At 68.8% G+C, this 24,593-nt stretch carries 19 protein-coding genes and 4 tRNA genes; 22 read left to right on the top strand and 1 reads right to left on the bottom strand.

Features of this window, described 5'->3' with window-relative positions:
• Positions 1-273 precede the first annotated feature (273 nt).
• The 3 genes from htpX to PSH25_RS19595 all read left to right on the top strand — a co-directional run bounded on the left by htpX (position 274) and on the right by PSH25_RS19595 (position 3,493).
• Positions 274-1,149, top strand: coding sequence for a zinc metalloprotease HtpX (htpX, locus tag PSH25_RS19605; protein WP_238660452.1), 876 nt, complete (start codon positions 274-276; stop codon positions 1,147-1,149).
• A 148-nt stretch (positions 1,150-1,297) separates the two neighbouring features.
• Complete coding sequence (locus tag PSH25_RS19600; RefSeq protein WP_238660451.1) at positions 1,298-2,557, top strand: MFS transporter; 1,260 nt, start codon at positions 1,298-1,300, stop codon at positions 2,555-2,557.
• A gap of 237 nt (positions 2,558-2,794) precedes the next feature.
• Positions 2,795-3,493 (top strand): hypothetical protein, encoded by a 699-nt coding sequence (locus PSH25_RS19595; RefSeq protein WP_238660450.1) that lies wholly within the window; start codon positions 2,795-2,797, stop codon positions 3,491-3,493.
• A 284-nt stretch (positions 3,494-3,777) separates the two neighbouring features.
• Here PSH25_RS19595 and PSH25_RS19590 read toward each other — a convergent pair whose 3' ends face one another.
• Positions 3,778-4,272 (bottom strand): YajQ family cyclic di-GMP-binding protein, encoded by a 495-nt coding sequence (locus PSH25_RS19590; protein WP_124774541.1) that lies wholly within the window; start codon positions 4,270-4,272, stop codon positions 3,778-3,780.
• A 147-nt stretch (positions 4,273-4,419) separates the two neighbouring features.
• Here PSH25_RS19590 and PSH25_RS19585 point away from each other — a divergent pair.
• The 19 genes from PSH25_RS19585 to PSH25_RS19495 all read left to right on the top strand — a co-directional run bounded on the left by PSH25_RS19585 (position 4,420) and on the right by PSH25_RS19495 (position 24,226).
• Positions 4,420-4,503 (top strand) — tRNA-Tyr (locus PSH25_RS19585).
• 1,213 nt (positions 4,504-5,716) lie between these two features.
• Positions 5,717-8,266, top strand: a complete 2,550-nt coding sequence (locus tag PSH25_RS19580; protein WP_238660449.1) for a putative bifunctional diguanylate cyclase/phosphodiesterase — start codon at positions 5,717-5,719, stop codon at positions 8,264-8,266.
• 93 nt (positions 8,267-8,359) lie between these two features.
• Positions 8,360-8,432 (top strand) — tRNA-Thr (locus PSH25_RS19575).
• A 24-nt stretch (positions 8,433-8,456) separates the two neighbouring features.
• Positions 8,457-8,529 (top strand) — tRNA-Met (locus PSH25_RS19570).
• 134 nt (positions 8,530-8,663) lie between these two features.
• Entirely contained in the window at positions 8,664-8,831 is a 168-nt protein-coding gene (gene rpmG, locus PSH25_RS19565; RefSeq protein WP_007073056.1) for a 50S ribosomal protein L33, read from the top strand.
• Between the two features lie 125 nt (positions 8,832-8,956).
• Entirely contained in the window at positions 8,957-9,403 is a 447-nt protein-coding gene (locus PSH25_RS19560) for a MaoC family dehydratase N-terminal domain-containing protein (RefSeq protein ID WP_238660448.1), read from the top strand.
• 1 nt (position 9,404) lies between these two features.
• Positions 9,405-9,797: a MaoC family dehydratase gene (locus tag PSH25_RS19555; protein WP_238660447.1), complete on the top strand. Its 393-nt coding sequence runs from the start codon at positions 9,405-9,407 to the stop codon at positions 9,795-9,797.
• A 129-nt stretch (positions 9,798-9,926) separates the two neighbouring features.
• Positions 9,927-9,999: transfer RNA gene (locus tag PSH25_RS19550), tRNA-Trp, on the top strand.
• 212 nt (positions 10,000-10,211) lie between these two features.
• A complete protein-coding gene (secE, locus tag PSH25_RS19545; RefSeq protein WP_030329860.1) occupies positions 10,212-10,601 on the top strand; it encodes a preprotein translocase subunit SecE in 390 nt (129 codons plus the stop codon).
• Between the two features lie 38 nt (positions 10,602-10,639).
• A complete protein-coding gene (nusG, locus tag PSH25_RS19540) occupies positions 10,640-11,362 on the top strand; it encodes a transcription termination/antitermination protein NusG (protein WP_112584800.1) in 723 nt (240 codons plus the stop codon).
• A gap of 187 nt (positions 11,363-11,549) precedes the next feature.
• Complete coding sequence (gene rplK, locus PSH25_RS19535) at positions 11,550-11,981, top strand: 50S ribosomal protein L11 (RefSeq protein WP_124820953.1); 432 nt, start codon at positions 11,550-11,552, stop codon at positions 11,979-11,981.
• A 78-nt stretch (positions 11,982-12,059) separates the two neighbouring features.
• Positions 12,060-12,776: a 50S ribosomal protein L1 gene (gene rplA / locus PSH25_RS19530; RefSeq protein WP_091402424.1), complete on the top strand. Its 717-nt coding sequence runs from the start codon at positions 12,060-12,062 to the stop codon at positions 12,774-12,776.
• 80 nt (positions 12,777-12,856) lie between these two features.
• Positions 12,857-13,783, top strand: coding sequence for an ABC transporter ATP-binding protein (locus PSH25_RS19525; protein ID WP_238660446.1), 927 nt, complete (start codon positions 12,857-12,859; stop codon positions 13,781-13,783).
• Positions 13,780-14,469 carry a hypothetical protein gene (locus PSH25_RS19520; protein WP_238660445.1) on the top strand — a complete coding sequence of 230 codons (690 nt, stop codon included), beginning with the start codon at positions 13,780-13,782 and terminating at the stop codon, positions 14,467-14,469. Before PSH25_RS19525 ends, PSH25_RS19520 begins: the two co-directional genes overlap by 4 nt.
• A gap of 338 nt (positions 14,470-14,807) precedes the next feature.
• Positions 14,808-15,353: a 50S ribosomal protein L10 gene (rplJ, locus tag PSH25_RS19515; protein WP_112584808.1), complete on the top strand. Its 546-nt coding sequence runs from the start codon at positions 14,808-14,810 to the stop codon at positions 15,351-15,353.
• Positions 15,354-15,407: 54 nt separating this feature from the next.
• Complete coding sequence (gene rplL / locus PSH25_RS19510; protein WP_238660444.1) at positions 15,408-15,794, top strand: 50S ribosomal protein L7/L12; 387 nt, start codon at positions 15,408-15,410, stop codon at positions 15,792-15,794.
• Between the two features lie 569 nt (positions 15,795-16,363).
• Complete coding sequence (gene rpoB, locus PSH25_RS19505; RefSeq protein WP_238660443.1) at positions 16,364-19,795, top strand: DNA-directed RNA polymerase subunit beta; 3,432 nt, start codon at positions 16,364-16,366, stop codon at positions 19,793-19,795.
• Positions 19,796-19,875: 80 nt separating this feature from the next.
• Positions 19,876-23,763, top strand: a complete 3,888-nt coding sequence (locus tag PSH25_RS19500) for a DNA-directed RNA polymerase subunit beta' (protein ID WP_238660442.1) — start codon at positions 19,876-19,878, stop codon at positions 23,761-23,763.
• A gap of 94 nt (positions 23,764-23,857) precedes the next feature.
• On the top strand, positions 23,858-24,226 hold the full coding sequence (locus PSH25_RS19495; RefSeq protein WP_238660441.1) for a hypothetical protein: 369 nt from the start codon (positions 23,858-23,860) through the stop codon (positions 24,224-24,226).
• Positions 24,227-24,593 lie beyond the last annotated feature (367 nt).

Below are 24,593 nucleotides of genomic sequence, written 5' to 3'. Positions count from 1 at the left end.
GGCGCCGACGACGCCCGGCCCGGCCGCGGCGCTCGCCGGTGGCGGAGCGTCGGGCGTACCCGTGGTGGGTGTGGTGGCGGTGGTGCTGGCGGTGGCGACGGTGGCCGCCGTGGTGCTCGGCGTCGCCCCGCAGCTGGTGCTCGACCTGGCCGGCCGCTGACCCGACCCGGCCTGGTCTCAGTCAACTCTCAGCGTTGAGACGGATGGTTGGCGGGTACCGGGTTGTTACACCGGTCAGCGGATCCCGGCGATCCGTGCACCGAAGGAGACATCGTGCACCACAACCGTCTGAAGACCGCAGCGCTGCTCGGCCTGCTCAGCGCCCTGATCCTGGCGGTGGGCTACTGGTTCGGCGGCAGCGGCGGCCTGGTCATCGCCGTCCTCGTGTCTCTGGTCATGAACGGCGTTTCCTACTTCTACTCCGACAAGCTCGCCCTGCGCTCGATGGGGGCGCAACCGGTCACCGAGGCACAGTTCCCCGAGCTGTACCGGATGGTCCGGGAGCTGGCGACCGACGCCCGGCAGCCGATGCCGCGGCTCTACGTCAGCCCCACAGCGCAGCCCAACGCGTTCGCCACCGGGCGTAACCCGCAGCACGCGGCCGTCTGCGTGACCCAGGGCATCACCGAGATACTCGACTACCGCGAACTGCGTGGCGTGATCGGGCACGAGCTGTCCCACGTCTACAACCGGGACATCCTGATCTCCAGCGTGGCGGCCGGCCTGGCCAGCATCATCACCCTGCTGGCGAACCTCGCCTTCTTCATCCCGCTGGGCGGCGGGGACGACGAGGACCGACCCAACCCGGCTGTGCTGCTGCTCACCCTGATCCTGGGCCCGATCGCGGCCACGGTGATCCAGTTGGCGATCAGCCGGAGCCGCGAGTTCCAGGCGGACGCCTCCGGCGCCGAACTGAGCCGCGACCCGCTGGCCCTGGCCAGCGCGCTCCGCAAGATCGATGCGGTGGCCCGCCGCCGGCCGTTGCCGGCCCAGGGCCAGCTCACCAGCACCGCCCACCTCATGATCGCCAACCCGTTCCGGGGCGGCGGCATGGCCGCGCTCTTCTCCACCCACCCCAAGATGGAGGACCGCGTCGCCCGGCTGGAGCAGATGGCCCGCAACTCGGGGCCGGTGCAGTTCCAGCGTTGATCCACTGATCCACCGCCTCCGCCCGTATCCGGTCGCCCCGGGTGCGGGCGGATCGCTGTGTGTCGAGAACTATTCCGCTGTCTTCCTGTCGGGCGGCGGCGTTAGGGTCATAACGGCTCACGCTCATTACACCCTCGGGAGGTTCACGGTGACCGCGCTGCGTCAGTACCTGGGTGTCTGGCGGATCCCCGGCGCGCCCGTGCTGCTGATCACCGGCATCATCGGGCGGCTCGGAATCGGCATGACCCCGCTGGCGCTGCTCCTGGTCGTCGAGCAGGTGACCGGTCGCTACTCGCTGGCCGCCATCGCGGGCGGCATCTACGCCCTCGCCGGTGCCGCGCTCAGCCCAGTGGCCGGACGGATCGCCGACCGGGTCGGCCCCAGCCCCGTCCTGCTGCTCACCGCCGTGGCCCACCCGCTGGCGCTCGTCGGGTTGCTGCTGGCCAGCCGCTCCGGCGACGACGCTCTCCCCGTCATCTACCTCGCCTCAGGCGTGGCCGGCGCCACCTATCCGCCGCTCACCGCCGCCATCCGCGGCGCCTGGAACGACCTGACCGGCCCCAACTCCGGCCGATACCACCTCCGCAACACCGCGCTGGCCGCCGAAACCACCCTGTTCGAAATCGTCTTCGTCCTCGGCCCGCTGCTCGTCGCCGGCTTCGTCCTGGTCGCCGACGCGGCAGCCGCGCTGATCGGTGCCGCCGTGGTCACCCTGGCCGGCACGACCGCCGTGGCCCTCGGCCGGGTCATGCGCGGCTGGCGCCCGCACCCGCGGGAGCACCACGCCCGCGGGCTCGGCCCGCTGCGGGTCCCCGGCTTCCCGGCCCTGCTGATCTGCGTGGCCGGCCTGGGCATCGCGTTCGGGGCCGCCGGAGTGATCGTGCCGGCCTTCGCGAGCGACCACACCACCGACGACCCGGAGAGCCTCGCCGGCGTGCTGCTCGCGGTCTGGGGGGTCGGCAGCGCCATCGGTGGGCTCTGGTTCGGCGTCCGCAAGCCAGCACCGAACATGACCCGGCAGTTCGCCCTACTGCTCGCCGCGCTGGCCGCCACCTTCGCCGTGTTCGCGGTGATGCCCACCCCACTCGCGTTGGGCGTCGCGCTGGTCGCCGGCGGGGCCACCATCGCGCCCGCACTGACCCTGGAGAACACCCTGGTCGGCCGGATCGCCCCGACCGGCATGTTGAACGAGGCGTACACCTGGGTGGTCACCGTCGCGGTCGCGGCGAGCGCCGCCGGCGGCTCGGTGGCCGGCGTGATCGTGGACCACGCCGGCGGCGTCCGCTGGGCGTTCCTGTTCGCCGGGGCGGCGGTCGCCGTCGGAGCCGCGGTCGCCGCACTACCCGCCGGGCCCATCGCCCGCGCGGAAACCACGGCGGTACGCACCGAAGAGCCCGTCACCGTCTGACCGCATGGCTAGGTCGGCCCGCGCCTCGCACGGCGTCTCGGTCGGCCCGTGCCCCGGTCGGTCGCGCCTTGCTCGGCCCGTGCCCCGGTGGGGTTTTCCTTGATCGACTCGGCTTCCTGAAAGTCGCGGTGTCCCAGTCGCCCGGATGCCCCGACTTCCAGGAACCCGAGTCGATCTCAGCCGGGCGCCCTGCGTCCGGGGATCGCTTCATCTTCGCCGGGACGGCAGTATGCGAACGTGCTTATTACCGGGTACGAGAACGACCCGCTGGTCGACGGCGGTCAGTTCCTGAGTGACTCGCTGTTCTGGCCGACCTACCTGATTGACACCATGGCGTCCCACGACTCCTCAATGGTCACCGCCGCCTTTGAGGTCACCGAGGATGATTGTCTTGGTTACTTCCGTCGCCTGACGGATCCAGACGGGTGGCCGGTGTTTCGGCTCGGGCTTCCCGACCGGCACGAGATCGACGTGGTCTACCGGAACCTGACCGGGGACATGGGTACGGAGTTCGTCCTGTGCCGGTCCGGTGGGAATTCCAAGCTGGACCTGGCGAACGTCGGGGGGCACGAGTTCCGTCCGGGGCTGAGCTGGCCCGAGCTGGTCGCCGTCGCGAACTGGTCGGACGCGCCGCACGGCGTGGTGAAGCCACACGCTCGGCTGCTGCTGTTGCTGCCCGCGTTGGGCGATGCGGACCTGCCCTCAGAGGCGATGGCGCTGGCGACGGTTGCATTGACGGGTTGCGGTGCCGGGCCTCGGGCAGGCGAGTTGAGTGAATGGTTGCTGCAGGAGCCACAGGGGTGGCCGCACTGGCGCCAGCAAGGCGATGGTGCTCTGGTCTGTGATGGCCGGTACAGTCGCCGCAATCCTGAAGGGCCGGCCGGCCACCCACCCGCTGACCTGCTGGCAATTTCGTCGGCGCTGCGGATCGTCTAGCCGAACACGTCACCCACGTCCTGCGATCTGTCACGCAGGTCCCGAGACCCGACAGCCCGCTGCCGGCGAAGTGGTTCGACCAGCCGGCGACCCGGGCGAGCCGAGCAGACCACCGCCCGACCCGCCAGCGTCCAACCGTTCTGCCTAACCGGCTTTGTCAAGGGCCCCAAGCGCGCCAGGCCGTCGGGCGCTGAACACCAGCGACCAGGGACGACAGTTGGCGACGACGTCTACCGAGGTCACAACAAGTGACCTACGACGGCACCGGCGGAAATGATCGGGCCTTACCTGTAGTTGTTGAACTGGAGAGCGACGCCGAAGTCCTCGCCCTTGAGCAGCGAGATGACGGCCTGCAGGTCGTCGCGCTTCTTGCCGGTCACGCGAAGCTGGTCACCCTGGATCTGCGCCTGCACGCCCTTGGGGCCCTCGTCGCGGATCTTCTTGCTGATGGCCTTGGCCTTGTCCGTCTCGATGCCCTGGATCACCTTGCAGTCGATCTTGAAGATCTTGCCCGACGGGCGCGGCTCCCCAGCATCCAGCGACTTCAGCGAGATGTTCCGCTTGACGAGCTTCTCCTTGAACACGTCCAGTGCGGCGCGGACGCGCTCCTCGGTCTCCGCCTGGAGGCCGATCGCCTCCTCGCCGGACCAGGAGATCTCAGCGCCGGTGCCGCGGAAGTCGAACCGCGTCGCGAGCTCCTTCTCCGCCTGCCGAAGGGCGTTGTCGACCTCCTGACGGTCAACCTTGCTCACGATGTCGAACGACGGGTTCGCTGCCATGTTTCTGCTCCTGCTGTCCGGCGGTCTGGGCCTGCCGTCGGCCGCCGACCAGCGGCACGACCCCCTGACCGTACCCGGTTGCATCGGTACCGGGGGGAGCCGCTATCCTTGCTTCCGCCGCCGCGTTGCGACGCGGTGGGGTGCCCTGGCGGGTTGCCCGAGCGGCCAATGGGAGCGGACTGTAAATCCGTCGCGAAAGCTTCAGAGGTTCGAATCCTCTACCCGCCACCAGGTGCAGATGCGGCCCCTGACCAGCAGAGATGCTGTTCAGGGGCCGTTGTCGTTGATCTAGCCAGGTCCGGCTGAGTCCAGCCGTGGACGACTCGTTGTGGGCGGATGGTGGGCAGGTCGATCTTGCGGCTGGGGGCTGAATGCAGATGTCCCGCCGACCCAGGTTTGCCCGGCGCCTGGGCCACAGCGTAGCCGTCCAGCTCCGCTTCTACGCCACCTGCATCGACGGCGGAGACGACACCATGAACGACAAGATCGGCGACGCCCTCGGATGAGTGACGGTGAGTCAGCCCTCCTCGGCTGTCGTCGTGTCGGCGAGCAGGCGCCGCGCTTCGGCAATGACATCCGCGTCGACATCCTTGGCCTTGGCGTTGGTGTACCTGTCCCCTTAACTCTTCGCCGCCGAGGTGCGGGCTGCATTCCGGCCGCTGCGGTAGTCCCCAGCCCGCGACAGCTGGCCCTGCGATAGCACGCCGCGAGGTCCCCGTTGGTGGCGGTCGAACACCAGCGGGCAGCGCCGCGAAGCTTGTCGATCCGTCGCGAAGGCTACAGAGTCTCGAACCATCCTCCGGCGGCGGTGATAATCGAGAGACTCCGATCCTATGGATCCGAGAGGATTGTTGTGTTCAACTGGTCACCGGTTGCGAACCGCCGACCGGCGCCCGTCGTTCTAGGGGAGTTCCGGTGGTGGAGAGGTTCCGGTGCCGCCCCCCACGCTTGCCGGCTTTGGGTTCCAGGCGGGCTTTGCAACCGGAAGTGGCATCCATGACGTAGATCCAAATTGTGGCTATAACTTGAACATGCATCATCTGCGCGTCTCCTGGGGCGAGCCAACGACCTTGCTGGGCATCCGTCGTTGAAGCGTTCGGGCCGACTGGACGGGCCCGCGCTGCTCAGCCGTCCGACCGCTTTGCGGGCTGCCCCCGGTGTGGCACCATCGTGGAATCTTGCCTTCCCGACACCCCTGCCACGAGGAGCACGCGATGTCTGGTCAAAGGCTGGCCCGGCGGGTCGGCATGGTGTTCGCAGTTCTGGCCCTGGCCGTGATGGCTGGAGGGGCCTCCGGTTACGGGGAGTTCCAAGCCTTCGATTTCGTCTGGACGGCACCACTCCGCTAGGTCGGGCAGGCGGCATCAGCACCGTGATCGACGTTGCCGCCAGCTTCGTTCGCCGGCCGTGCATGGTTCTGTGGCAGTGACCGGTAAGGAGTGGTATGGCCGAGCGTCGGCCCGCATCGGGTGGCTCAGGGTCTCCTAGCCGCCCTGCCCAGTACGCCTGGTTCATCACCGGGCCGTTGGCATTCGCGGCCGCAATCTTCTCGACGGCTATCGGGTTGGCCAGTCATGACCATCTCCGATCCTGGGGGCTCGCCGCCGTCCTGTTGGCCGTGATGGTGGTCGCCGGCCTACCGATGCTCAACTTCGTCATCGGGCGCCAGTCCTTCGGGTCGCGGCTGACCGAGATCCCACTCGTGTTGGCGTTCTTCTTCCTGCCGCCGTTGATGGTGGTCGCGGCGTACACGCTCTCGACGCTGATCACCCATCTGCGGTACCGGTTCGGCCTCGCGAAACTGGCCTTCAACGTCGCGAACGCCTCTGCCGCCGCGTCGCTCGCCGGGCTCGTGCTGCTGGCGCTCCCGCCCATTCAGGGGGAGGTCGGGCCACGGACCTGGGCCGTGCTCTTCGTCGCGGTCAGCACGATCCTCATCTCGACGTTGGCTGGTGTGGCCGGCGTCATCGCGATCATGCACGGCTGGCAGGCGGCACTGGGCGTGCTGCGCAACGCGTTGCCGCCCCTGCTGACCTCCGGTGTCAACATCGTCGTCGGGCTGGTCGTTCTGATCGCCGTGCGGACGACGTGGTGGTCGTCCGTGCTGATCGTCGTGCTCGCGGCCGCGCTCGCGAAGGTCTACCGGTCGTACGAGCAGTTCTTCCGTCAGCACCGGACGCTCGGCGACATGTACGAACTCACTCAGGCGATGACCGCCAACGGTCAGAGCGGCAACCTCGCTGACGTCCTCCTCGGTCGGATCCGGGGGCTCATGCAGGCCGAGTACGCGACGCTGTGGCTGCCCGCCCAGGGGCGTCACCCGGAGGTGATGCTGACCGCGCGGGTCGACGACGCCGGCCTGCTGGACACGTCGCCAACGCCGGTGGTCGTCCGCGAGGAGGCCCGCCGTCAGCGCCGCAGTCTGGCGATGGGTGTTCGCCTCGGGGACGAGGAGAGCCTGCGGGGGTCGCTGCGCGCCACCGGTGTGAAGGACATCATCGTGGTGCCGCTCTACTCGGGTCAGGCGGTGATCGGCACGCTCGAGGTGGTCAACCGGCTCAGCGACGTCGGTCATTTCACGCCCGGCGACATCCCCGTCTTCGAGACGGTCGCCGCGCACGCGGCAGTGGCCCTGGAAAATTCGCGACTGGTCGACCGGCTCCGGCACGACGCACACCACGACACGTTGACCCGACTGCCCAACCGGCGGCGGATCACCGGGGCGCTTGACGAGTCGGTCAAGATCCGCGCGCCGGGTGAGGTGGTGGCGCTGCTGCTCTTCGACGTCGACGGGCTACGCCAGGTCAACGAGTCCCTGGGTCACGCGGCCGGGGACAAGGTCCTCACCGAGGTCGCCAACCGGTTGCGGGCCAGCGCGCCGTCGTCGGCTCTGGTTGGTCGTGCCGGCGGGGACGAGTTCCTGGTGACGCTGCGGTTGGAGAGCGCCGAGGCCGCGCTTGAGCTGGCCGCTCAACTGCGTGACCAGATCCGCGACGAGATGGTCTTCGACGCGCTCACCCTCGACGTGAACACCGCCGTCGGGGTTGCCGTACACCCGGATCACGGCAGCGACGCGGCGACCCTGCTGCTACGGGTCGACCTCGCCGCCACCGCGGCCAAGTCGGTGCCGGGCAGTGTGCAGCTGTTCAACCCCGCGTTGGAGTCCCGGTCACTGCGCCGCCTGGGTCTCGCCGGCGACCTGCGCCAGGCACTGGACAAGGACGAGCTGGAGGTCTACTTCCAGCCGAAGGTGACTCTGCGCGACAGGCGTCTGGTCGGGGTCGAGTGCCTGGCCCGGTGGGAGCATCCGGCGCACGGCACGGTCGCTCCGGAGGACTTCGTGGCGGTGGCCGAGCACACCGGTCAGTTGAGTCGGCTCACCGAGGTGGTGCTCCGTGAGGGCCTTCGCCGCAGTCGGGACTGGGCGCTGGCCGACCAGCCGCTGCCCATCGCGGTCAACCTCTCCGCTCGTACGCTCATCGACCAGCACTTCCCGGACCGGGTCCAGGAGTTGCTGACCGAGTACAAGGTGCCGGCGCAGCGCCTCACCCTGGAGATCACCGAGTCGGGGGTGCTGGACGGCACGGACCGGCCCATCCCCACCCTGCAACGGTTGCGGGATCTGGGCGTACGGCTGTCGGTGGACGACTTCGGCACCGGCGACTCGTCCCTGGCGCACCTGCGGCGGTTGCCGGTGCACGAGGTGAAGGTGGACCGCTCCTTCGTGCAGGGCATGGCGACCGATCCGGGGGACCTGGCGATCGTCAACGCGGTGGTGACCCTCTCCCAGCAGTTCGGCCTGGCCGTGGTGGCCGAGGGGGTGGAGAGCGAGCTGACCCTGGAGCTTCTCCAGGACATCGGCTGTGAGATCGGGCAGGGCTTCCTGTTCAGCCGGCCGCTGCCGTACGAGCGGTTGGCTGCCTGGTTCGGCGCCCAGGTCGAGCCGGAGACGATCTCCAACGGGGAGCTGCCGCGCCTTCGTGTCGTGCCCTGAGCAGGGCGCGGACGATCACCGGGGATCCGATTTCACCTGTCGAGCCGGGCCGTGTACTCTTACTTCTGCGCGCCCCACGGGGAGATCGCGCAGGCCCCCTTAGCTCAGTCGGCAGAGCGTCTCCATGGTAAGGAGAAGGTCTACGGTTCGATTCCGTAAGGGGGCTCGAGGGTTCAGCTGGACCCATCGCAGCGGTGTAGCTCAGATGGTAGAGCAAGCGGCTCATAATCGCTGTGTCGCCGGTTCAAGTCCGGCCACCGCTACTCTCGTCTTCCGGGCTCGTTGCCGGTGGTCGTAAGAAAATGGGCGCTTCTGGCGCCCACTTTGCATGTCCGCGCTGTCAGCGTCTAGGCTGGCGCGTCGTAGTTGTTTCCGTTAGCGAGGAAGGCACTCCGCCGTGGCGAAGGCTACCGATGTCCGGCCGAAGATCACTTTGGCGTGTGTGGAGTGCAAGGAGCGCAACTACATCACGCGCAAGAACCGCCGCAACGACCCCGACCGCATCGAGCTGAAGAAGTTCTGCCCGCGCGACGGTCGGCACACGGTCCACCGCGAGACCCGCTGATTGCGGGCCGGCCTCGGGCCGGCCGCTGTCGAAGCTTTCCGATCGCCGATCTGACCGGTTTGGTGCGGCTCCGCCGCCGCCTCCCGATCAGGTCGGCGATTGGGCTTTCCGTGTAGGTTCGCGGCATGTCTCTGGACCCTTCCTTCGTCGGCCGGACCTATCCGCCGACCGCCCCCTACCAGGTGGGCCGAGAAAAGATCCGCGAGTTCGCCAGCGCCATCGGTGCCACCGACCCGGCCCACCATGACCCGGCGGCCGCCCAGGCGCTGGGCCACCCCGACGTGGTGGCCCCGCCGACCTTTCCGGTGATCGTGACGATGGCCGCGAGCCGCCAGATCATCGAGGACCCGGCCCTGGGTGTCGACTACAGCCGCCTGGTGCATGGCGACCAGCGGTTCGCGTACACCCGGCCGGTGTTCGCCGGCGACGAGCTGGTCTGCACCAACACCATCGAGGACGTCAGCACCCGGGGTGGGCACGGCTTCCTGACCACGCGTACCGACGTGAGCACCGTCGGCGGGGAACCCGTGGTCGCCGTGTGGGCCAGGTATGTCATTCGCGGGGAGGCGTGAGATGGAGTTGCCAGCACAGACGTTCCGGGTGACCCGGGCGGACCTGATCCGTTACGCCGGCGCATCGGGTGACTTCAACCCGATCCACTGGAGCGACCGGGTCGCCACCAAGGTGGGTCTGCCCGGGGTGATCGCCCACGGCATGTTCACCATGGCGTTGGTCGGCCGGGCGGTCACCGAGTGGGCCGGCTCGCCGGACGCGGTGGTCGAGTACGGCGTGCGCTTCACCCGGCCGGTCGTGGTCCCGGACGACGACCAGGGGGCCGAGATCGAGGTCACCGCGCGGGTCCGTGAGGTGACCGAGGACGGTCTCACCCGACTCGAGGTGACCGCCACCTGCCTGGGTGAGAAGGTGCTGTCCCAGGCGCGGGCAACCATCCGGACGGCACCCTGAACCGGGCCCGCCACGCGTGGCGGAGAGACCGGTTGGGAAAGTCGGGCGGCTACCCGTACACTGGTCCGCCGTGGGGCAAGTGACCCCTGCTCGGTCGTCTGTGGCCGCGTGGGGCGAGTGTTGCCGCATAGGGGTGTAGCTCAATTGGCAGAGCAGCGGTCTCCAAAACCGCAGGCTGCAGGTTCAAGTCCTGTCACCCCTGCGCCTCAGGCCTGACCGTTCCCGTGGGTCGCGCCGCCAGCTCGGCGGCGTCCGGCCCGTGGTGGTGGAATCGGCGGGGTGGTCCGAGGCAGTCGGGCCCTCCGGGTGATCCACCGGCCGCGGCCCGTCGCGGGACGGTTGGGTCCGGCCGGCGTGACCAGCGCCGCGTACGCCACTCGGCGTGCGACCCCAGATTCCGCGACGGAGGGCGAAGTGGCCGACAACAAGCGGCGCGACGACGACGGCGACGATCGTCTCGACGACGAGATCGTCGACGACGTGGCCGACGACGACGCCTCCGGCGCGGACGAGCCGGTTTCCCGGGGAGGCACCGCCACGCGGTCCCGTGCCCGGGCGGAGTCGGCGGACAGCCGACCGACCACGCGGTCGGAAACGGGTCGAGTGGGCGTCTTCGGCCGCATCGCCCGGTTCTTCCGCGAGGTCGTAGCCGAACTGCGTAAGGTCATCTGGCCGACCCGCAAGGAGTTGCTGACCTACACCGCCGTGGTGGTGGCGTTCGTCGCGGTGATGCTGACGATCGTGGGTGTGCTGGACTTCGGCTTCGCCAAGGTCGTGTTGTTTGTCTTTGGCAACTCGGACTGACCGGCTGCCTCCAGCCATAGTGACGGAAGTGAGCGAGCGTGCCTGAGTACGACGAGACCGCCGGACCGGTGGACGAGCAGTCCACGGTCGCGACGGCGGCTGGTGACGAGTCGGTTGAGGCCGCCAGCGAGCCGGAGTTCCCAACGACCGAGCCCGCACCGGACGAGGACTACGACCCCGTCGCGGAGCTGAGGCAGAAGCTGCGCTACGCGCCGGGTGACTGGTACGTGGTGCACTCGTACGCCGGCTACGAGAACAAGGTCAAGACCAACCTCGAGACCCGGATCACGAGCCTCGACATGGAGGACTTCATCTACCAGGTCGAGGTGCCGACCCGGGAAGAGGTCGAGGTCAAGAACGGTAAGCGTTCGCAGATCCAGGCCAAGGTCTTCCCGGGCTACATCCTGGTCCGGATGGAGCTGACCGCCGAGTCCTACTCCTGCGTCCGGAACACCCCGGGTGTGACCGGCTTCGTCGGCGCGACCGACCGGGCCGACCGGCCCGCTCCGCTCTCGCTCGACGAGGTGCTGAAGTGGCTGGCGCCGGCTGTCGAGACCGAGCAGAAGAAGGCGAAGCCGGAGATCAAGGTCCTCGACTTCGAGGTGGGCGACTCCGTCACCGTCACCGACGGCGCGTTCGCGTCGCTGCCGGCCACGATCAGCGAGATCAACGCCGACCAGCAGAAGCTCAAGGTGCTGGTGTCGATCTTCGGTCGCGAGACTCCGGTGGAGCTCAACTTCAACCAGGTCGCCAAGATCTGATTGGTCGTCGGCGGCGGGCCCGGCCCGCCGCCGACGTCGGCGTACGCGCTCTCGCTCGACCTCGGCGGACGAGTGGGCTGCGGCCTGCGCTACTCTTGAATGTCGCCGCTGTCGCACCGCGCTGACCGTGCGCGCCCCGAGGGCGGCGACAGCCGCATTTTCCCAGCTCCAAGCCCCAGGAAGTGACATGCCTCCGAAGAAGAAGCTCGTCAAGACGTTCACGCTTCAGTTGCCGGCGGGCCAGGCCACGCCGGCGCCGCCGGTCGGCCCCGCGCTCGGCCAGCACGGCGTGAACATCATGGAGTTCTGCAAGTCCTACAACGCGCAGACCGAGTCTCAGCGGGGCGACATCGTCCCCGCCGAGATCAGCGTGTACGAGGACCGGTCCTTCACGTTCGTGCTGAAGACCCCACCCGCTGCCCGGCTGCTGATCAAGGCCGCTGGTGTGCAGAAGGGTTCGGGTGTTCCGCAGTCCGAGAAGGTCGGCTCGGTCAGCCGCGCCCAGCTGCGTGAGATCGCCGAGAAGAAGATGGCCGACCTCAACGCCAACGACATCGCCCAGGCCGAGAAGATCATCGCCGGCACCGCCCGGTCGATGGGCATCACCGTCAACGACTGACGTCGGCCCCGGCCTTCGACCCGACCGTGGGAGGGCTCGCGCCGAGCGGCCCGCCAGAGACCACAGGAGTAATCAGCAATGCAGCGCAGCAAGAGCTACCGCAAGGCCGCCGATGTCATCGACCGGTCGAAGCTCTACACTCCCACCGAGGCCGTGAAGCTGGCCAAGGAGACCACCAACGTCAAGTTCGACGCCACGGTCGAGGTCGCCATGCGCCTCGGCGTCGACCCCCGCAAGGCGGACCAGATGGTCCGCGGCACGGTCAACCTGCCGCACGGCACCGGTAAGACCGCCCGCGTGATCGTGTTCGCCAGTGGCGCGAAGGCCGAAGAGGCCGCCGCCGCGGGTGCCGACGAGGTGGGCACCGATGAGCTGGTCGCCCGGATCCAGGGTGGTTGGCTCGACTTCGACGCGGCGATCGCCACGCCGGACCAGATGGCCAAGATCGGCCGGATCGCGCGGATCCTGGGCCCGCGCGGTCTCATGCCGAACCCGAAGACCGGCACGGTGACCATGGACGTCACCAAGGCGGTGCAGGACATCAAGGGTGGCAAGATCACCTTCCGGGTGGACAAGCACTCCAACCTGCACCTGATCATCGGCAAGGCCTCCTTCACGGAGACCCAGCTGGTGGACAACTACGCTGCGGTGCTCGACGAGGTGCTGCGCGCCAAGCCGTCCGCGGCCAAGGGCAAGTACCTCCGCAAGGTCATCCTGACCACCACGATGGGCCCGGGTGTCCCGGTCGACCCGAACCTGGTGAAGAACCTTCGGGAGGACCAGGCCGACGCCTGAGTCGACAGTTCGCTCCGCCGGGGCGCCGCCACGACTGTGGCGGCGCCCCGGCGCGTTTGACGTGTGGCAGGCTCGACCCCATGCGGCTGGAGAACGTCTGGTTGCGGTACCACCGGCGAGGGCCGTGGGTGCTGCGGGGCATCGACGTGCGGATCGGTCCCGGTGAGGCGGCGATCGTGCTGGGCCGCAACGGGGTGGGCAAGTCGACCCTGCTCCAGGTGGCCGCGGGGGTCCTCCGGCCGGGCCGGGGCCGGGTCACCGACCGGCCGGCGCGGGTGGGCTGGGTGCCGGAGCGGTTCCCCGCGGACCAACCGTTCACGGTGACCCGTTATCTGACCGGGATGGCCCGGGTGGCCGGGCTGGGCAGGACCGCGGCCGACGAGGCCGTGACCTCCTGGACCGACCGGCTCGGGCTGTCGGCGTTCCGCTCGGTCCGGTTGCCGGAGCTGTCCAAGGGCACCGCGCAGAAGGTCGGCCTCGCCCAGGCGATGCTGCGCCCGCCGGGCCTGCTGGTCCTCGACGAGCCGTGGGAGGGGCTGGACGCCGCCACCCGCGAGTTGGTGCCCGAGCTGATCGCCGAGGTGCTCGCCGCCGACGGGTCCGTCCTGGTCAGCGACCACCGCGGGGAGACGGTCCGCTTGCCGGGCGCGCGCCGCTGGTTGGTGGCCGACGGCGCACTCTCCGAGCAGACGTCGTCGACGGACGAGACGTTCGCGGTGGTCGAGGTCGCGGTGCCGGCCGCGCGGGTCGCCGGCACCGTCGCCCGGTTGCGCGCCGAGGGCCACCAGGTCCTGCGGGTACGCTCCGACGCCTCCACCGCCGCACCCCAGGCCCGACCCGTCGAGCCGTTCCGGGAAGCCCGTGCCGCCCGACCCGCCGAGGCGTCCCGGGAAGCCGATGCCGCCCGGCCCGCCGAACCGCCGCTTGGGATGGCCGGGGAGCTGGCAGCGGAGCAGCCGGAGGCCGCCGACGCGGTGGTCGAGCCGGCAGCGGGGGAGAGCCGGTGAGCGCCCTGGTCCGGATGCGGCTGGCCGGTTTCCTGCGGACCGGCCGGGCGGTGGCGCCGTTGCTGGCCGGCCTGATCACGCTCGGCACGCTCTACGGCGGTGGTCGTGCCCAGCCCGCGGAGGCGTACGGCGTCTCCGCGGTCGTGCTCTTTCCGGTGCTCGCCTGGCAGACCAAGATCCTGTTGGACGTCGAGCCGGACGTGCAGCGTCGGCTGGCGCAGGTGACGGTCGGAGTGGCGCGGGAGCGGCTGGCCGGGCTGCTCGCCGCCGCGGTGGCGGCGCTGGTGACGGTGGCCGTCGCGCTGCTCTTTCCGTGGCTGGTCGGCGGGGTGTCCGGCCCGGTCGACCCGGGGGACCGGTCGATTCCGGTCGGGCTCGCGCTGGGCTTGTGGGCGCACCTGTTGGTCGTACCCGCCGCGGTTGCTCTTGGGGCGCTGGCCAGTCGGGCGTCGGTGGGCGGCGCCGGGTACGGCGTCGCGGTGTTGGCCCTCGGCGGGGTCGGCGCGGTGGTGCTCGGCCTGACCGGCTCGGTGGCCCCCTGGCTGGCGCCGCCGATCATGGCCGCGGCCCGCACCACCGGCGGTGACGCCGCCGCGCTGACCCTGCTGGGGCTGAGCGGGTGGGCGCTGGCGTGGAGCGCGGCGGTCGTCGGCGGCTACCTGTGGCGGCGGCGGGCCCAGGGCTGACCTGATCAGGGCCGGTGGCGTGGCTCACAGACCGCGATTTGGTGCTGCTGGCCCGGGCGCGTACTCTTCAACCGTCATCCGTGTTCTCATGGATGAGGAACCACCCAGAGACCGCTGGTCACCGTGCTTCGGCGCGGTCGAAGGTCCCGCGACATCGGGCGACCCGCGTAGGGCGGCAAGCGTAACTCGGCAGTGAATGTGGTCCGCCGACCATGTGATCCGCCGGCCCTCGCCCCGTGCGCCCTGCGCCGGGGCTTTTTCGTTGTCGTGCTGCCTCCGCCCCCGTTCCGGCTTCGGCCGAGACGGGGACCAGCCTCGAGTAACGAGAGAGGAGGGACATGGCGGACAAGCCGATCCGGGCCGACAAGGCCACGGCCGTCGCTGAGCTGACCGAGAGCTTCCGCAGCTCGGGCGCCACCGTGCTGACCGAGTACCGCGGTCTGACGGTTTCCCAGCTCACCCAGCTTCGGCGCTCGCTCGGCGCCGATACCAGCTACACGGTCGCGAAGAACACGCTGGCCAAGCGTGCTGCGACGGACGCGGGCATCACCGGCCTCGACGAGCTGTTCACCGGTCCTACCGCGCTGACTTTCGTTTCGGGCGACGTCGTCGAGGCGGCGAAGGGGCTTCGCGACTTCGCGAAGGCCAACCCGAAGCTCGTCATCAAGGGCGGTGTCTTCGAGGGCAAGGCCATCACCGCGGCCGAGGTCACGAAGCTCGCCGACCTGGAGTCCCGCGAGGTGCTGCTGGCCAAGCTGGCCGGCGCGATGAAGGGCAACCTGAGCAAGGCCGCGGCCCTGTTCCAGGCCCCGCTGTCGAAGACCGCCCGTCTGGCGGCTGCACTGCAGGACAAGCGCGAGAAGGAGGGCGCCGAGGCGGCCTGAGGCCCCCACGGCGCACCAGTTCTTACTTAACAGAATCAGGAAAGGACGCCAGATATGGCGAAGCTCAGCACCGACGAGCTGCTCGACGCGTTCAAGGAGATGACGCTGATCGAGCTCTCTGAGTTCGTGAAGCAGTTCGAGACGACCTTCGAGGTCACCGCTGCCGCTCCGGTCGCGGTTGCCCAGGGTGGTGGCGGCGGCGCCGCTGCGGCCGAGGCCGAGCCGGAGCAGGACGAGTTCGACGTCATCCTCGAGGCTGACGGTGGCAAGAAGATCCAGGTCATCAAGGTCGTGCGTGAGCTGACCGGCCTGGGCCTCAAGGAGGCCAAGGACGCGGTCGAGTCCGCGCCGAAGGCCATCCTGGAGAAGGTCAACAAGGAGACCGCCGACAAGGCGAAGGCCAAGCTCGAGGGTGAGGGCGCCAAGGTCACCCTCAAGTGACCTGACGTTCCACCAACGCGTACCCGGCTCGTGAGCCGGGACACCATCGCGTCGCGGCGGGCGGTGATCCGACACGGATCACCGCCCGCCGTATTGGTGGCGTTGGCTCCGATCGGCCCTGAGCTGGGCTCCGACCAGCGGCTGCGTCGACCGGAACGAGGCCGGCGGGTCGCTCTCCAGGGGGAAACACGGGGCAAGGGCAATACCGGCCCTTGACGCGGCCCGGGGCTGCCAGGCACGCTGACACCAGCAAGACACCGCGCTTGCGACGGCCACGACGTGGGTATGACAGCGGCGGCACCATCGGCCGCTGGAACCCGAGCGGCCCAGTGGGGAGTTGCGTTCTGAGCGGCCCGGCAGACCCCGGTTGACGGGGGCCGAGGCGCGCTCCGCAAACAACCTGCAGGGTGGGCTGGACAGCGGTTAGCCTCTCGGCTACACTGCTAGTTTGCGCTGCCTTCCGACTTGACCCCTGCTCGGAAATGTCCGTTTACGGATATTTCTGGTGGGGTCATTGGAGTGCACGCGTACCAGCCGTTCTGCAGCACCGGTCCTCGGAAGGACGCATCTTGGCAGCTTCCCGCCCTGCGAAGACCAGTCGTACGTCGAGCGCATTCGCTCCCCGCCGAGTTTCATTCGGCAGGATCACCGAACACCTCGAGGTCCCCAACCTCCTTGCCATTCAGAACGAGTCCTTCGACTGGCTCGTCGGCAACGAGGCTTGGCAGGGCCGGTCGGCGGACGACCCGCACGCACGCTCGGGTCTCGCGGAGATCCTTGAAGAGATCAGTCCCATTGAGGACTTCTCCGGCACCATGTCGCTCTCCTTCTCAGCGCCGCGCTTCGACGAGGTCAAGGCCTCGATCGAGGAGTGCAAGGAGAAGGACCTGACCTACTGCGCTCCGCTCTTCGTGACCGCGGAGTTCACCAACAACACCACTGGCGAGATCAAGAGCCAGACGGTGTTCATGGGTGACTTCCCGATGATGACGCCCAAGGGCACCTTCGTCATCAACGGCACCGAGCGTGTCGTGGTCAGCCAGCTCGTCCGGTCTCCGGGCGTGTACTTCGACAAGCAGCCGGACAAGACCTCCGACCGCGACCTCTCCAGCGTCAAGGTCATCCCGAGTCGGGGTGCCTGGCTGGAGTTCGACATCGACAAGCGCGACACGGTCGGCGTACGCATCGACCGTAAGCGTCGGCAGGCCGTCACCGTCCTGCTCAAGGCCATCGGATGGTCGGCCGAGCGGATTCGTGAGAAGTTCGGCTGGTCCGAGCTGATGATGACCACGCTCGAGAAGGACCACATCGCCGGCGCCGACGAGGCCCTGCTAGACATCTACCGCAAGCTGCGCCCTGGCGAGCCGCCGACGCGCGAGAACGCCCAGACCCTGCTCGACAACCTCTTCTTCAACCCGAAGAGGTACGACGTCGCCAAGGTCGGGCGCTACAAGTTCAACAAGAAGCTCGAAGTCGGCGTGCCGATCACCACCGGCACCCTGACCGAGGACGACATCGTCGCCACCGTGGAGTACCTGTGCCGGCTGCACGCCGGTGAGGACGGCTACGAGGCCGACGACATCGACCACTTCGGCAACCGGCGCCTCCGCACCGTGGGCGAGCTGATCCAGAACCAGGTTCGGGTCGGCCTGTCCCGGATGGAGCGGGTCGTCCGCGAGCGGATGACCACGCAGGACGTCGAGGCGATCACCCCGCAGACCCTGATCAACATCCGCCCGGTGGTGGCGGCGATCAAGGAGTTCTTCGGGACGTCCCAGCTGTCCCAGTTCATGGACCAGACCAACCCGCTGGCGGGCCTGACCCACCGGCGTCGGCTGAGCGCGCTCGGCCCGGGTGGTCTGTCCCGGGAGCGGGCCGGCTTCGAGGTCCGCGACGTGCACCCGTCCCACTACGGCCGGATGTGCCCGATCGAGACGCCGGAAGGCCCGAACATCGGCCTGATCGGCGCGCTGTCCACCTTCGCCCGGGTCAACCCGTTCGGCTTCATCGAGACGCCGTACCGGAAGGTCGTCGAGGGTCGGGTCACCGACCAGATCGACTACCTGACCGCGGACGAGGAGGACCGGTTCGTCAAGGCCCAGGCCAACGCGCGCCTGAAGGCTGACGGCACGTTCGCCGAGGAGCGGGTGCTCTGCCGTCGTAAGGGCGGCGAGACCGAGGACGTCCTCCCCGGTGCCGTCGACTACATGGACGTCTCGCCCCGGCAGATGACCTCGGTCGCGACCGCCATGATCCCGTTCCTCGAGCACGACGACGCCAACCGGGCACTGATGGGCGCGAACATGCAGCGCCAGGCGGTGCCGCTGGTCAAGGCCGAGGCGCCGCTCGTGGGTACGGGCATGGAGTACCGGGCCGCGGTCGACGCCGGCGACGTGGTCGTCGCCGAGGTCGGCGGTGTGATCGAGGATCTCTGCGCCGACTACGTCACCATCCACCAGGATGACGGCCACCGCCGGACGTACCTGCTGCACAAGTTCCGCCGCTCCAACGCCGGCTCCTGCGTCAACCAGAAGCCGGTCGTCTTCGAGGGCGACCGCGTCGAGGCCGGTCAGGTCATCGCCGACGGTCCGTGCACCGACGAGGGCGAGATGGCACTCGGACGCAACCTGCTGGTGGCGTTCATGTGCTGGGAGGGCCACAACTACGAGGACGCGATCATCCTGTCGCAGCGCCTCGTGCAGCAGGACGTGCTCACCTCGATCCACATCGAGGAGCACGAGGTCGACGCCCGGGACACCAAGCTCGGCCCGGAGGAGATCACCCGCGACATCCCGAACGTCAGCGAGGAAATGCTCGCCGACCTCGACGAGCGCGGCATCATCCGGATCGGCGCCGAGGTCGTCCCCGGTGACATCCTGGTCGGCAAGGTCACGCCCAAGGGCGAGACCGAGCTGACCCCGGAGGAGCGGCTGCTCCGCGCGATCTTCGGTGAGAAGGCGCGTGAGGTTCGGGACACCTCGCTGAAGGTGCCGCACGGCGAGACCGGCACGGTCATCGGTGTGCGCACGTTCTCCCGCGAGGACGGCGACGAGTTGCCGCCGGGTGTCAACGAGCTGGTCCGGGTCTACGTCGCCCAGAAGCGCAAGATCCAGGACGGCGACAAGCTCGCCGGCCGGCACGGCAACAAGGGTGTCATCTCGAAGATCCTGCCGATCGAGGACATGCCGTTCCTTGAGGACGGCACCCCGGTCGACATCGTGCTCAACCCGCTCGGTGTGCCGAGCCGGATGAACATCGGCCAGGTGCTGGAGACCCACCTCGGTTGGGTCGCCAAGACCGGTTGGAAGGTCGAGGGTGACGACGCCGACTGGAAGCGCCAGCTCCGCTCGATCGACGCACACGAGTCCGAGGGCGACACCAACGTGGCCACCCCGGTCTTCGACGGTGCCCGCGAGGAGGAGATCTCCGGTCTGCTCGAGTCGACCCTGCCCAACCGGGACGGCAAGCAGCTGATCGGGCGTACCGGCAAGGCGCAGCTGTTCGACGGTCGTTCCGGCGAGCCGCTGCCGGACCCGATCGCGGTCGGCTACGTCTACATCCTGAAGCTCAACCACCTGGTCGACGACAAGATCCACGCTCGTTCGACCGGACCGTACTCGATGATCACGCAGCAGCCGCTGGGTGGTAAGGCGCAGTTCGGTGGTCAGCGTTTCGGTGAGATGGAGTGCTGGGCGATGCAGGCGTACGGCGCTGCCTACGCCCTGCAGGAGCTGCTCACGATCAAGTCCGACGACGTGCTCGGCCGGGTGAAGGTCTACGAGGCCATCGTCAAGGGCGAGAACATCCCGGAGCCGGGCATCCCGGAGTCGTTCAAGGTGCTGCTCAAGGAGCTGCAGTCGCTGTGCCTCAACGTTGAGGTGCTCTCCAGCGACGGTGTGGCCCTGGAAATGCGCGAGACCGACGACGAGGTGTTCCGGGCCGCTGAGGAGCTGGGCATCGACCTGTCCCGGCGCGAGCCGAGCTCGGTCGAAGAGGTCTGAGGTGAGCGGTCGGGGGCCGGCTCGCCGGCCCCCGACCCCACCCGAGAATTAGCAGTACAGACGACGACATAGGGGACATAGTGCTCGACGTCAACTTCTTCGACGAGCTGCGCATTGGTCTCGCCACCGCCGACGACATCCGTCAGTGGTCGCACGGCGAGGTCAAGAAGCCTGAGACGATCAACTACCGCACCCTGAAGCCGGAAAAGGACGGGCTCTTCTGCGAGAAGATCTTCGGTCCGCAGCGGGACTGGGAGTGCTACTGCGGTAAGTACAAGCGCGTTCGGTTCAAGGGCATCATCTGTGAGCGCTGCGGCGTCGAGGTGACTCGCTCCAAGGTCCGTCGTGAGCGGATGGGGCACATCGAGCTCGCCGCTCCGGTGACCCACATCTGGTACTTCAAGGGCGTTCCGAGCCGGCTGGGCTACCTGCTGGACCTCGCCCCCAAGGACCTCGAAAAGATCATCTACTTCGCCTCGTACGTCGTGACGAGCGTGGACGCGGAGTCGCGTCACCGTGACCTCTCGACGATCGAGAACGAGATCCTGGCCGAGAAGCGGCAGTCCGAGAACAGCCGCGACTCGGAGATCGAGAAGCGGGCCGCCAAGCTCGAGGCCGACCTGGCCGAGCTGGAGGCCGAGGGTGCCAAGGCGGACGTCCGGCGCAAGGTCAAGGAGGGCGGAGAGCGCGAGATGCGCCAGATCCGCGACCGGGCCCAGCGCGAGATCGACCGCCTGGACGAGGTGCTGGACACCTTCCGCAAGCTGGAGCCGAAGCAGCTGGTCACCGACGAGCTGCTCTACCGCGAGCTGCGCGACCGGTTCGGTGAGTACTTCACCGGTTCCATGGGCGCCGAGGCGATCAAGGCGCTGGTCCAGAACATGGACCTCGACGCCGAGGCCGAGAGCCTGCGGGAGACCATCCGGTCCGGCAAGGGCCAGCGGAAGATCCGGGCGCTCAAGCGACTCAAGGTCGTCGCGGCGTTCCTGAACACCCGCAACTCGCCGCTCGGCATGGTGCTGGACTGCGTCCCGGTCATCCCGCCGGACCTGCGCCCGATGGTGCAGCTCGACGGTGGCCGCTTCGCGACCTCGGACCTGAACGACCTGTACCGCCGCGTGATCAACCGGAACAACCGCCTCAAGCGGCTGATCGACCTCGGCGCGCCCGAGATCATCGTCAACAACGAGAAGCGGATGCTCCAGGAGGCCGTCGACGCGCTGTTCGACAACGGCCGTCGCGGCCGGCCGGTCACCGGCCCGGGTAACCGCCCGCTCAAGTCGCTGTCCGACATGCTCAAGGGCAAGCAGGGCCGGTTCCGCCAGAACCTGCTGGGCAAGCGCGTCGACTACTCCGGCCGTTCGGTCATCGTGGTCGGCCCGAAGCTCAAGCTGCACCAGTGCGGTCTGCCCAAGCAGATGGCGCTGGAGCTGTTCAAGCCGTTCGTGATGAAGCGGCTGGTCGACCTCAACCACGCACAGAACATCAAGTCCGCCAAGCGGATGGTCGAGCGTCAGCGCCCGGTCGTGTGGGACGTGCTGGAAGAGGTCATCGGCGAGCACCCGGTGCTGCTCAACCGCGCACCGACCCTGCACCGCCTGGGCATCCAGGCCTTCGAGCCGCAGCTGGTCGAGGGCAAGGCGATCCAGATCCACCCGCTGGTCTGCACCGCGTTCAACGCCGACTTCGACGGTGACCAGATGGCGGTGCACGTGCCGCTGTCCGCCGAGGCTCAGGCCGAGGCGCGGATCCTCATGCTGTCGTCGAACAACATCCTCAAGCCGGCCGACGGTAAGCCGGTCACCATGCCCACCCAGGACATGGTCATCGGTCTGTACCACCTCACCCACCTCACCGCCGGTGAGAAGGGCGAGGGCCGGGCGTTCAGCTCGGACGCCGAGGCGCGGATGGCCTTCGACAACGGTGAGCTGCACCTGCAGGCGCCCGTGAAGATCCGCCTGCGTGGCGTGGTCGGTGTCGACAACGGCGCCGGCTCCGAGACGTGGGCCGCCCCGGAGGGCTGGGTCGAGGGTGACCCGCTGACCGTGGAGACCACCCTCGGTCGGGTGCTGTTCAACGAGACGCTGCCGCAGGGCTACCGCTTCGTGAACTACGAGATCCGCAAGGGTCAGCTCTCCGCGATCGTCAACGACCTCGCCGAGCGCTTCCCCAAGGTGGCGCTTGCCGCCACCCTGGACGGGCTCAAGGAGGCCGGTTTCCACTGGGCCACCTGGTCCGGCGTGACGATCGGCATGGAGGACGTCATCGCGCCGCCGCGCAAGGCGGAGATCCTGGCGCGGTACGAGAAGGACGCCGACCAGATCGACAAGCAGTACCAGCGTGGTCTGATGACCGCCGAGGAGCGTCGCGGCGAGCTCATCGAGATCTGGACCAAGGCGACCAACGAGGTCGCCAAGGAGATGGACACCGCGCTGCCGCAGGAGAACCCGCTGTGGAAGATGATCCACTCGGGCGCCCGCGGTAACCTGCTCCAGCTCCGGCAGATCGCGGCGATCCGTGGTCTGGTGGCCAACCCCAAGGGCGAGATCATCCCGCGGCCGATCAAGGCCAGCTACCGGGAGGGTCTGTCCGTGCTGGAGTACTTCATCTCCACGCACGGTGCCCGTAAGGGTCTCGCCGACACCGCGCTGCGGACCGCCGACTCGGGTTACCTGACCCGTCGTCTGGTGGACGTCTCGCAGGACGTCATCATCCGCGAAGAGGACTGCGGCACCGACCGGGCGATCCCGATGCAGATCGGCGAGAAGCTGGACGGCAAGCTCGTCGTCCACACCCACGCCGAGACGAGCGTGCACGCCCGTACCCTCGCCGACGACATCAAGGGGCCGGACGGCACCGTGGTCGCCGAGCGCGGTCAGGACATCAACTCCATCGGAGTCGACAAGATCGTCGCCGCTGGTGTGGAGACGGTCCGGGTGCGCAGCGTGCTCACCTGCGAGTCGAAGCTGGGCGTCTGCGCGGCCTGCTACGGCCGGTCGCTGCCGACCGGCAAGTCGGTCGACATCGGCGAGGCGGTCGGCATCATCGCCGCCCAGTCCATCGGTGAGCCCGGTACGCAGCTGACGATGCGTACCTTCCACACCGGTGGTGTCGCGGGTGAGGACATCACCCAGGGTCTGCCGCGTGTTCAGGAAATCTTCGAGGCCCGGGTCCCGAAGGGTAAGGCGCCCATCGCCGACACCCCCGGCCGGATCCGGATCGAGGACGGCGAGCGCTCGCGCAAGATCATCGTGGTGCCGGACGACGGCAGCGAAGAGATCGTCTACGACAAGATCTCGAAGCGGGTCAAGCTCCGTACCCACGACGGCGGTCACGTCGCGGTCGGCGAGAAGCTGACCGAGGGCACCATCGACCCGCACGAGTTGCTGCGGATCATGGGTCCGCGTGCGGTCCAGGTCCACCTGACCAGTGAGGTCCAGGAGGTCTACCGCTCGCAGGGTGTGCTCATCCACGACAAGCACATCGAGATCATCATCCGCCAGATGCTCAAGCGGGTGACGGTCATCGACTCCGGCTCGACCGAGTTCCTGCCGGGTGTGCTCGTCGACCGGGCGCTGTTCGAGTCGGAGAACCGCCGGCTCGTCTCGGAGGGCGGCGAGCCCGCCGCCGGTCGTCCGGTGCTGATGGGTATCACCAAGGCCTCGCTGGCCACCGACTCCTGGCTCTCGGCGGCCTCCTTCCAGGAGACCACCCGGGTGCTGACCGACGCTGCGATCAACTCGCGCAGCGACTCGCTGGTCGGCCTCAAGGAGAACGTGATCATCGGAAAGCTCATCCCGGCGGGTACCGGCATCAGCAAGTACCGCAACGTCCGGGTCGAGCCGACCGAGGAGGCCAAGGCCAAGGTCTACTCGATGACCGGTTACCCGGAGACCGACTACGGCTTCGGGCCGGCCAGCGGGCAGGCCGTGCCGCTGGACGACTTCGACTTCGGGTCGTACCGCTAAGCACCAGTCACACGACGAGGCCCCCGGTGGAAGCCGGGGGCCTCGTCGTGTCCGTGCCCACCCACCCCCGGGTCGGGTTCGGCATGATGGGGGGATGACGACCGCACCCGGGCAGGTGTCCGTCGCCCACCAGGGCCTGCGCCACCCGCTGGATCCGGACCCGGCCCGCGCCACGAAGGCACGGGCGGTCTTCGCGCTGGGCCTGCTCGGCATGCTGACCGGGTTGTTCATCGGTGGCGTGGTGCCGGCCACGGTGGCCCTGCAACTGGCCCGGCAGGCGCGCCGTGAGGCGTACGCCTCGGGGGGCTTTCTGACCGGCAGCGTCTGGCTGCGGCGGGGGGAGTGGATGGCCTGGACCGGCCTGGTGCTGGTCGCGGTCAGCGTGGTGGCCGCTGTGGTCATCGGGGTGGTCCGGTTGGCCGGTGCCCCGTTCGGCCACGACTACCCGGCGAACATGGACTGAGCCGCCGCTGGGCGCCCGCCGCGGGCGGCGGCGCTCGCGGCGGTAGCCTGGCCGGTGTCCGCCGTGTGGCGGTGGCGGCCTGTCGACAGGAGGACCTCGTGACGGAACCGGCGCGGCCCCCCGCGGACGAACCGGCCGGCCCTCCGGACCCGCCGGCATCTCCGTCCGAGCAGACCGGCCCTGCGGACCCGCCGGCTCCTCCGTCCGAGCCGAGCGACTGGGCGCGACCCGGCCCGAGTGGTGAAGCACAGCCACCGGTGTCCACCCCGAGCCCACCGCCACCCCCGGCTCCGCACTCCGGCTGGACTCCGACCGGCTGGGGCACCACCACGGCACCCGGCTCCGCGCAGCCGTACCCGGTCTCCAG

It is taken from the genome of Micromonospora foliorum, assembly GCF_022229015.1.
Taxonomy (GTDB): Bacteria; Actinomycetota; Actinomycetes; order Mycobacteriales; family Micromonosporaceae; genus Micromonospora; species Micromonospora foliorum.
This window is presented reverse-complemented; position numbering and strand designations above follow the sequence as displayed.

Coding starts and splice junctions, on each gene's coding strand:
- PSH25_RS19495 (WP_238660441.1), top strand. CDS start 23,858: ATGACGACCGCACCCGGGCAGGTGTCCGTCGCCCACCAGGGCCTGCGC.
- rplA (WP_091402424.1), top strand. CDS start 12,060: ATGCAGCGCAGCAAGAGCTACCGCAAGGCCGCCGATGTCATCGACCGG.
- PSH25_RS19560 (WP_238660448.1), top strand. CDS start 8,957: ATGTCTCTGGACCCTTCCTTCGTCGGCCGGACCTATCCGCCGACCGCC.
- rplK (WP_124820953.1), top strand. CDS start 11,550: ATGCCTCCGAAGAAGAAGCTCGTCAAGACGTTCACGCTTCAGTTGCCG.
- PSH25_RS19525 (WP_238660446.1), top strand. CDS start 12,857: ATGCGGCTGGAGAACGTCTGGTTGCGGTACCACCGGCGAGGGCCGTGG.
- PSH25_RS19590 (WP_124774541.1), bottom strand. CDS start 4,272: ATGGCAGCGAACCCGTCGTTCGACATCGTGAGCAAGGTTGACCGTCAG.
- PSH25_RS19555 (WP_238660447.1), top strand. CDS start 9,405: ATGGAGTTGCCAGCACAGACGTTCCGGGTGACCCGGGCGGACCTGATC.
- PSH25_RS19580 (WP_238660449.1), top strand. CDS start 5,717: ATGGCCGAGCGTCGGCCCGCATCGGGTGGCTCAGGGTCTCCTAGCCGC.
- rplL (WP_238660444.1), top strand. CDS start 15,408: ATGGCGAAGCTCAGCACCGACGAGCTGCTCGACGCGTTCAAGGAGATG.
- rplJ (WP_112584808.1), top strand. CDS start 14,808: ATGGCGGACAAGCCGATCCGGGCCGACAAGGCCACGGCCGTCGCTGAG.